The 9168-nt window shown below is 69.6% G+C and carries 6 protein-coding genes; 4 read left to right on the top strand and 2 right to left on the bottom strand.

What is annotated here, in order from left to right:
* Window positions 1-84: 84 nt before the first annotated feature.
* Window positions 85-2487, bottom strand: a complete 2403-nt coding sequence (locus ACPT94_RS17045) for a M4 family metallopeptidase (protein WP_425246201.1) — start codon at window positions 2485-2487, stop codon at window positions 85-87.
* A 555-nt stretch (window positions 2488-3042) separates the two neighbouring features.
* Window positions 3043-4203: an ROK family protein gene (locus ACPT94_RS17050; RefSeq protein ID WP_360350145.1), complete on the bottom strand. Its 1161-nt coding sequence runs from the start codon at window positions 4201-4203 to the stop codon at window positions 3043-3045.
* A gap of 167 nt (window positions 4204-4370) precedes the next feature.
* On the opposite strand from ACPT94_RS17050, the gene ACPT94_RS17055 reads away from it, so the two are divergent.
* From ACPT94_RS17055 to ACPT94_RS17070, 4 genes are all read left to right on the top strand, one after another.
* Window positions 4371-5324 (top strand): carbohydrate ABC transporter permease, encoded by a 954-nt coding sequence (locus tag ACPT94_RS17055; RefSeq protein ID WP_360350143.1) that lies wholly within the window; start codon window positions 4371-4373, stop codon window positions 5322-5324.
* Window positions 5325-5341: 17 nt separating this feature from the next.
* Complete coding sequence (locus ACPT94_RS17060) at window positions 5342-6268, top strand: carbohydrate ABC transporter permease (RefSeq protein ID WP_360350140.1); 927 nt, start codon at window positions 5342-5344, stop codon at window positions 6266-6268.
* Between the two features lie 11 nt (window positions 6269-6279).
* Complete coding sequence (locus ACPT94_RS17065) at window positions 6280-7623, top strand: ABC transporter substrate-binding protein (RefSeq protein ID WP_425246202.1); 1344 nt, start codon at window positions 6280-6282, stop codon at window positions 7621-7623.
* An 85-nt stretch (window positions 7624-7708) separates the two neighbouring features.
* Window positions 7709-8911 carry a Gfo/Idh/MocA family protein gene (locus ACPT94_RS17070; protein WP_360350134.1) on the top strand — a complete coding sequence of 401 codons (1203 nt, stop codon included), beginning with the start codon at window positions 7709-7711 and terminating at the stop codon, window positions 8909-8911.
* The last annotated feature ends 257 nt before the right edge of the window (window positions 8912-9168 follow it).

Raw genomic sequence — 9168 nt, forward strand, 5'->3', positions numbered from 1 at the left:
CCGCGCCCCCGGGGGCGCACCCCCGGGCCCCGCCCCCCCGGGGGGGGGCCCCCGGGGGGGGCCCGTCGGCCCGTGGGGGGAGGGTCAGCCCGTCGTGACGGCGGTGTCGTCGACGACGAAGCCGGTCTGGAGGGAGGAGTCCTCGACGCCGGTGAACTTCAGGGTCACGGTGCTGCCCGCGAAGGATCCGAGGCTGAAGGACTTCTGCACGTAGCCGGAGGCCGCGTTGAGGTTGGAGTAGGTGGCCAGGGTGGTGGACCCGGCGGTGACCGTCAGCTTGTCGTACTGGGTGCTGGTGGTGGTCTCGGCCGTGTCGATGTGCAGGTAGAAGGTGAACGTGGTGTGGGTGCAGCCGCTCGGGATCGTCACCGACTGCGACAGCGTGTCGGTGTGGGTCGATCCGTAGCCGTCGAGCCAGGCCTTGTAGGAGCCGGTGCGCGCCGCCTGGCTGCTGGAGTTGGTGACGACCCCGCTGGTGGCGGTCCAGGTGGTGTCCCCGGACTCGAAACCGGGGTTGCCGAGGAGCTGCGCCGAGGTGCAGCTGCCGCCGCCGCTCGCGCTGACCGTCCAGGTGAAGGAGGCGGTGCCGGTGGCGCCGGCGCTGTCGGTCACCGTGACGGTGGTGCCGGAGGTGCCGGCCGTGGTCGGGGTGCCGGAGATCAGGCCGGTGGAGCTGCTGATCGACAGACCCGCGGGCAGACCGCTCGCCGCGTAGGTCAGGGAGCCGCTGTTGGTGCTGCTCGCCGTGATCTGCAGGCTGACCGCGGTGCCGACGGTGGCGGACTGGCTGCCCGGGTTGGTGACCGTGACGCCGCTGCTGGGCGGGGTGATGTGGCTGCCGACGTTGATGCCGGCGAAGGCGTTGCCGACGCCGGCGTACTGGGTGGAGCCGCTGCCGTACAGCGCGGCGGCCGCGTTGAGGGCGGCGGTGCGGGCGCCGGCGTAGTTGGTGCTGGACGTCATGTACGTCGTCAGCGCCTTGTACCAGATCTTCAGCGCCGCGTCCCGGCCGATGCCCGTGACGGCGACGCCGTCGGAGGTGGGGCTGTTGTAGGTGACGCCGTTGATGGTCTTGGTGCCGCTGCCCTCGGAGAGCAGGTAGAACATGTGGTTCGCCGGGCCCGAGGAGTAGTGGACGTCGAGGCTGCCGATGCCGGAGTACCAGCTGTCCGCGGAGGAGCCGTCCTTGTCGGGCTCGTCCATGTACCGCAGTGGGGTGCCGTCGCCGTTGATGTCGATCTTCTCGCCGATGAGGTAGTCGCCGACGTCGGCGGAGTTGTTCGCGTAGAACTCCACGCCGGTGCCGAAGATGTCGGAGGTCGCCTCGTTCAACCCGCCCGACTCACCGGTGTAGTTGAGGTTGGCGGTGTTGGAGGTCACGCCGTGGCTCATCTCGTGGCCGGCGACGTCGAGCGAGGTGAGTGCGTGGGTGCCGCCGGAGCCGTCGCCGTAGGTCATGCAGAAGCAGCTGTCGTCCCAGAAGGCGTTGACGTAGTTGCTGCTGTAGTGGACGCGCGAGTAGGCCGCGACGCCGTCGTTCTTGATGCCGCTGCGGCCCAGGACGTTCTTGTAGAAGTCCCAGGTGGTCTGGGCGCCGAAGTGGGCGTCGACACCGGCGGTCTGGGTGTTGGACCCGGAGCCGGTCCCCCAGGTGTCGTCGGTGTCGGTCATCAGGGTGCCGGTGCCCGACGTGCCGTTGTTGAGGCTGTACGTCTTGTGGCCGCCGCGCGCGGTGTCGTACAGCTGGTACGTCGAGCCGGACAGCGTGGTGCCCATGGTCACCGCGCCGCTGTACTGGCTGTTGCCGGTGCCGGTCTTGATGTCCTCGAAGCGGTGGAGTTCCGCGCCGGTGGTGGCGTCGGTGATGACGTGCAGCCGGCTGGGCGTGCCGTCGTCCTGGAGTCCGCCTACCACGGTCTCCCAGGCGAGCTTCGGCGTGCCGCTGCCCGCCCAGATCACCTTGCGGGCGCTGTCGGCGCTGGGCTTCTGCGCGTCCAGCTCCTCTGCTGCCTTCAGCGCCTTCGTCTCGGCGGCCGCCTTGCTGTACGTCGGGGTCGTGGACGCGACCTTCACGGTACGGCGGTTGTTGTTGAAGGTCGTGCTCAGGGTGCCGGCGGCCGACGAGGCCGGGGGTGTGTGCACCACGAGGTCGCCACCGAGGACGGGCAGGCCCGCGTAGGTGCGCTCGTAGCGGGTGTGGACGGTGCCGTCGTTGTCCTTGACGACGTCCTTGACGACCAGTTTCTCCTGGTCGCCCAGGCCGAGGGTCTCGGCCGTCCGTGCCGTCCGCGCCCGGGCGTTCTCGACGAGGGCGGTGCGCTGGGCGGGGGTGAGGTCGGCCGGCAGGCCGCCGGTGCGCAGGGGGCTGGGGTGGGGGGCGGCGGGTTTCGCTGCTGCCGGGACCGTCTGGACACCGACGGTGAGCAGGGCGGCGGTGGAGAGCAGGGCGACTCCGACCGCGGTCCGCTTGCGGGGGTTGGGTCTCACTCGTACTCCTACTGCGGCGGCCGCGGTGCGCGGCCGGTGACAGACCCGGGCAGCCGGTGCTGTCCGGGACGAGCTGAGGTGTGCGGGGACCGTGCGGTGTGGGGGGTCAACGTGCCGTATGCGTCCGGCAGTTGGGTGGGAGAATGGCAGGCTTGTCGGGGGCATGTCATCAAGATGCCGAGGCTTCGAGGGTTATCCCTCGGTACGCGGCCCCGAGCGGGCCACCGCACCGCGTGGGGCTGTGCTCCGACTGTGCTTTCGCTGTGGCCGGCGCGGATTCAGCGGGTCTCCCGGCCCGGGTGCCCGGTCACGGCCGAGGCGGCCGACCGGCGCGGAGGAAGGGGACTTGAGGCCGCGGCCTCTCCTCGGTGAGCGACGTGTCGACCGGCCACCGGCCGGCGCCGGGCAGCAGGACCCGCTCGTGCGGGCGTCCGGCGGCGCGCAGGGCTGCGGACAGGCGCGAGCTCCGTCAAATCGCCGCAGAGATCGCCCAGCATCAGGGTGCGGGCCGGCGGGGCCTCGGGGTCGGCGAGGTTGCCGGGGCGGCTCCCTCCCCTACGCCTCCGCGGTTCCCAGGACCAGCACCTGGATCGCCAGCACCGCGGCGCCGCGCGCCCAGTCGTGGAAGTCCGACACCTTGGTCTCCAGGGGCACCGGGGCGGCGAGCGGGTGACGGTTGGCGCGGATGGTCTCCTCCACCGTCGCTCCGGCCACCTCCATCAGGCCGACCCCTTCGCCGGCGAGGAGGATCTTCTGCGGCATGGCGAAGTTGGAGATCTGCGCCACCAGCGTGCCCAGGGCGCGCGCCGCCTCGTCGACGACGCGTGCGGGCATGGGTTCCCCGGCGGCGGCGCCGGCGAGGATCTCCTCGTACGTCATCTCGCGGCCGGTGGCGGCCTGGATCTGGTAGCGGATGCTGGAGATGGTCAGCAGTGAGACGGCACTGCCGCGTGCCCCGTCGGGGGTGAGCGGCCCGTTCGGGTTGACGATCCAGTGCCGCCCGAACCCCCCGTCCTCCTCGGCATGGGGCACTCGCCTGCCGCCCAGGACCAGGCCGTAGCCGATGCCCGCGCCGATGGTGAGGACGACGAACCGGTCGAGACCGCGGCCCGCGCCGAACCAGCTCTCGGCCTCGACGAGCGCGGCCACGTCGTTCTCGACCACCACGGGCAGTCCGGTGCGTTCCTCGACGAGTGCGGCGAGCGGCACGTCGCGCCAGCCGAGAAAGGGCGACTCGCCGACCGCGGCACGCTCCTGGACGAGGCCGCCCACACCGATGCCGATGCCCGCGAGCCCGGGGTGGGTCCGGGCGAGCTCGGCGGTCATCTCCGCCAGCTGACCGGCGACCAGGTCCGGGTCATGGGTGGCGAGCGGGCGGTCGTAGCGGGTGACGATCTCACTTCTGAGCGTGGTGACGACGCCGTACACCATGTCACCGGTGATCTTGAAGCCGATGAAGAGCCGGGAGTCGGCGACGATGTCCAGCGGCTGCGAGGGGCGGCCCTGCCGCACCTCGGTGGGCGTCGCGTCCTCGCCGGTCCCGACCAGCAGCCCCGACTCGATCAGCGGTTTGGTCAGCCGGGTCAGGCTGCCGGCGGACAGACCCAGCCGCCGGGCGAGCTCGGTGCGAGACAGCGGCCCGTGCACGAGGACCTCGATCGCCACCGCGCGTTCCCCAGCGCTGAGCGGCGGCCAACTGGCGGCGAGTGCAGTCATGACGGTCAGACTCCCACAGCAAGATTTTTTTTCGTGATGGAAGCAATAGCTTCACTCTAGACCGAAGATCCTCCCCATAAGACATGCGTGCACGACTCTTGACGCAGGAATTCTTTTGCGCCAAAAGTAAGTGGCCTGAGGACGAGCCGCCGATGAGGGAGCCCTCGATGACCGTCGCCTCCAGCAGCCCACCATCCCGACTGCCACTGAGCGGCGCCGCGACCGCCGCGCCGACGAAGGGGGCGAAGACACGTGCCCACGGTGACGGCGCCCTCGCCGCCGTGTTCGTCGCCCCCGCGATGCTGGGCTTCCTGGTGTTCCTGCTCTGGCCCACCCTGCGGGGCGTCTACCTCAGCTTCACCCGCTTCAACCTGCTGACTCCGGCGGAGTGGGTGGGGCTCGACAACTACGTCCGCATGGTCAACGACCCCATCTTCTGGGATTCGTTGAAGGTCACCGTCGAGTACGTCGTCATCAACATCGGTGTCCAGACGGTCGCGGCCCTGGCCATCGCCGTCCTGCTCCAGCGGCTGACCCAGTCGGCCGTGCTGCGCGGGATCGTGCTCACCCCGTATCTGATGTCGAACGTGGTCGCGGGTCTCGTCTGGCTGTGGATCCTCGACAACCAGCTCGGCATCGGCAACGAGATCATCTCCGCGCTCGGCTTCGACCGCATCCCGTTCCTGGCCGACGAGACCTGGGCGATCCCGACGATCGCGCTGATCAACGTGTGGCGGCACGTCGGCTACACCGCCCTCCTCCTCTTCGCCGGTCTCCAGGCGATCCCGAACGACATGTACGAGGCCGCCAGGGTCGACGGCGCGGGCGAGTGGCGGATGTTCTGGCGGATCACCATGCCGCTGCTGCGGCCGGTGCTCGCGGTCGTGCTGATCATGACGGTGATCGGGTCGTTCCAGGTCTTCGACACCGTGGCCGTGACCACGGCGGGCGGCCCGGCGAACGCGACCAACGTGCTCCAGTACTACATCTACGGCTCCGCCTTCGGCCGCTTCCAGTTCGGCTACGCCTCGGCGATGTCCGTCGCCCTGCTGATCGTGCTGAGCGCGATCACCATCCTCCAGTACCGGCTCACCCGGGCCGGCCAGAGCGACCTCGGCTGACGGAAGGAGACACCGGCATGGCTGCCGTGACCGCTACGACGACAAGGCCGACCGTACGGCCGACCCGGCGCAGGTTCTCCCCCGGCCGGGCCGCCGCCTGGACCGTGATGGGCCTGATCGTGCTCATCACCCTGCTGCCGTTCTACTGGATCCTGCGCACCGCCCTCTCCACCAACGCGGGCCTGAGCACCGACCCGACCAACCCCCTGCCGGTCGACCTCACCACCAGCGGCTTCGAACGGGCCCTCGGCCTGCAGTCGGCCAAGGAGGCGATCGCGCAGGGCGGCGCGGGCGGCGGGCTCGACTTCTGGCGCTACCTGCTCAACTCGGTGCTCGTCTCGACCCTGATCACCGGTTGCCAGATCTTCTTCTCCGCGATGGCCGCCTACGCCTTCTCGCGGCTGCGCTGGCGGGGCCGGGACAAGGTGTTCGGCCTCTTCCTGGCCGGGATGATGGTGCCGACCATCTTCACGCTGCTGCCGAACTTCGTGCTCATCAAGCAACTCCACCTGGTGGACACCCTGGTGGGCATCGCGCTGCCCAGCCTGTTCATGACCCCGTTCGCGGTGTTCTTCCTGCGGCAGTTCTTCATGAACATCCCGCGCGAGGTCGAGGAGGCGGCGCTGCTGGACGGCGCCGGTAAGGTCAAGATCTTCTTCCGGGTGATCCTGCCGATGGCATCCACGCCGGTCATCACGCTGGCCGTGCTGACGTACATCACGTCCTGGAACGACTACTTCTGGCCGCTGATGGTCTCCTACAGCGACAGCTCGCGTGTGCTGACCGTGGCGCTGGCGATCTTCCGGGCGCAGACCCCGGCGACCGGCGTCGACTGGTCCGGGCTCACGGCGGCGACGCTGATCGCCGCACTGCCGATGCTGGTGCTCTTCGCCTGCTTCGCCCGCCGCATCGTCAGCTCCATCGGCTTCACCGGGATCAAGTGAGGGAACGGACCATGCGACTTCGTACGCTGACCGCGCTGGCCGGAGCGCTGGCCCTGTCCCTGGCGACCGGCTGCGCACAGGGCGGCTCCGCCGGGTCGTCCGCGAACACGGTGACGTACTGGCTGTGGGACGCCAACCAGCTGCCCGCCTACCAGGGCTGCGCGAAGGGGTTCGAGAAGGAGAACCCCGGACTGAAGGTGAAGATCACCCAGTTGGGCTGGAGCGACTACTGGACCAAGCTCACGGCCGGCTTCATCGCGGGCACCCAGCCGGACGTGTTCACCGACCACATCCAAAAGTTCGGCCAGTTCGCCGATCTGAAGGTGCTGGAGCCGCTGGACGACCTGGGGATCAAGGACTCCGACTACCAGCCGGGGCTCGCCGCCAACTGGATCGGCCAGGACGGCCACCGCTACGGCGCCCCCAAGGACTGGGACACCGTCGCGCTCTTCTACAACGAGAAGATGGCGAAGGACGCCGGCCTCACCGCCGGGCAGCTCGACAACCTGTCCTGGAACCCCGAGGACGGCGGCACCTTCGAGAAGGCCATCGCCCACCTCACCGTCGACAGGAACGGCAAGCGGGGCGACGAACCCGGCTTCGACAGGAACAACGTCAAGGTGTACGGGCTGGCCACCCAGGGCGGCGGCTTCGCCGACGGGCAGACGCAGTGGAGCCCCTTCACCGGATCGGCCGGGTGGAGCTACACGGACAAGGCGCGCTGGGGAACGAAGTACCAGTACGACAGCAAGACGTTCCAGTCCGTCGTCAAGTGGTACTTCGGCCTGGCGAAGAAGGGCTACATGGCCCCCTTCTCCGACTACAACCAGCAGTCCAACCAGGGCAACACGCAGATCGCCGCGGGCAAGGCGGCCGCGGTCTTCGACGGCGCCTGGATGATCTCCACGTACAACGGCTTCAAGGGCAAGGACATCAAGGCCGCCCTCACCCCGGTCGGCCCGACGGGCAAGCGCGCCACCATGATGAACGGCCTCGCCGACTCCATCACCAAGGGCGCCAGGAACAAGGAAGCCGCCCGGAAGTGGGTGCAGTACCTGGCCTCCGACGCGTGCCAGAAGGTCGTCGGCGCGTACGGGGTCGTCTTCCCCGCCACGCCGGGCGGCACGCAGGCCGCCATCGCCTCCTACCGGAAGAAGGGCATCGACGTCTCGGCCTTCACCGAGCCGGTGGCCGACAAGAAGGACTTCCGGACCTTCTCCTATCCGATCACCAACTACGCGGCGGACGTGCAGGCGCTCATGCAGCCCGCGATGGAGGACATCTACGGCAACGGAAAGCCCGTGAGCAGCCTCGACCGGACCAACGACCAGATCGACCTGATCCTCTCGCAGTGACCTCCCGCCAGTGACCTCCCGCCAGTGATTTTCCGACAGTGATTTTCCGACAGTGATCTCCCGTCCAGTGAAGGGCACGCCTTACATGACGTTCTCGCTCGGCATCGTCGGCGCCGGCCAGTTCTCCGGCCAGTTCGCCACGCTGTTCCAGGCCCATCCCGGCGTCGGCGACGTCTACGTCACCGACCTGCTGCCCGAGAGGGCCGAGCAACTCGCCGCCGCCCAGGGGCTGGCGGGCACCTTCCCCTCCTACGAGGCGATGCTTCAGTCGCCGTCCGTGGACGCGGTGGCGATCTTCACCCAGCGCTGGACCCACGGCCCGCTGGTGCTCCAGGGCCTGAACGCGGGCAAGCACGTGTACTCGGCCGTCCCCATGGCGATCACCACCGAGGAGATCGCGGCCATCATCGACGCGGTCAAGGCGACCGGGCTGACGTACATGATGGGCGAGACCAGCCAGTACAACCCCGCGACCGTGCACGCCCGCAACCAGATCGCCGAGGGGGCCTTCGGACGGATCTTCTACGCCGAGGGCGACTACGTCCACGACATGGACCTGGGCTTCTACGAGGCGTACCAGTACAGCGGCGGCGAGAACTGGAAGGCGACCGCCAGCTATCCCCCGCTGCTGTACCCGACGCACTCGGTGGGCGGGGTGCTGGGCGCCTGGCAGACGCACGCGGTCAGCGTGTCCGCGATCGGGGTCGTCGACGAGCGGGGCGACGGGGTCTTCGACCAGGAGGTCAGCCAGTTCGGCAACGACTTCTCCAACGCCACCGCGCTGTTCGAGGTGGCGGGCGGCGGGTCGTTCCGTACGAACGAGTTCCGGCGCGTGGGCTACCCGTCCCACATCCGTGAGTCACGCTTCCGTTTCTTCGGTACGGACGCGAGCATGGAGCAGCTCGCGACGGTGGCTCTGTGGCAGGACAAGAACGGCGTGAAGGACATCAGCGAGCTCCTGGAGCCCAAGCCCACCATGTCCCCTGACGACCCGTCACTGCAGCACATCGCCCCGGATCTGCGGGCCGCCTTCACCTCCGGTTCGGCCCCGGTGCACGACCGCGCACGCCTGCCGCGGGAGTTCGACCACCTGCACAACGGCCACGAGGGCAGCCACCACTTCCTGGTCGACGACTTCGTGACCGCGGTCAACACGCGGACGCTGCCGTCGGTCAACGCCTGGGTGGCGGCCCGCTACACCCTGCCGGGCGTCATCGCCCACCAGTCCGCCCTCAGGGGCGGGGCCAGGCTGGAGATCCCGGACTTCGGGGACGCGCCGGAGGTGTAGAGCGTCGCGTGGTCCAGCCGTTGGACCGACGGCTGGATGCGACTGAGTGTGGTGTACGGAGCTGTCCGGGTCGGTGCGGCGGGCCCAGCCAGGTCCGGCGGGGAACACCGAGCGCAAGGACCGGCGAGCAGGCGGCGGAGAACGCTCGGGGGGACTGCCGGGCCGGGGGGCCCCCGGGGGCGGGCCCCCCCCCCCCCCCGGGGTGGGGGGGGGGGGGGCCCCCCCCCCCCCCCCGGCCCCCCCCCCCCCCGTCTGCT

The sequence above is a fragment of the Streptomyces aurantiaciflavus genome (genome assembly GCF_049808595.1).
Classification (GTDB): domain Bacteria; phylum Actinomycetota; class Actinomycetes; order Streptomycetales; family Streptomycetaceae; genus Streptomyces.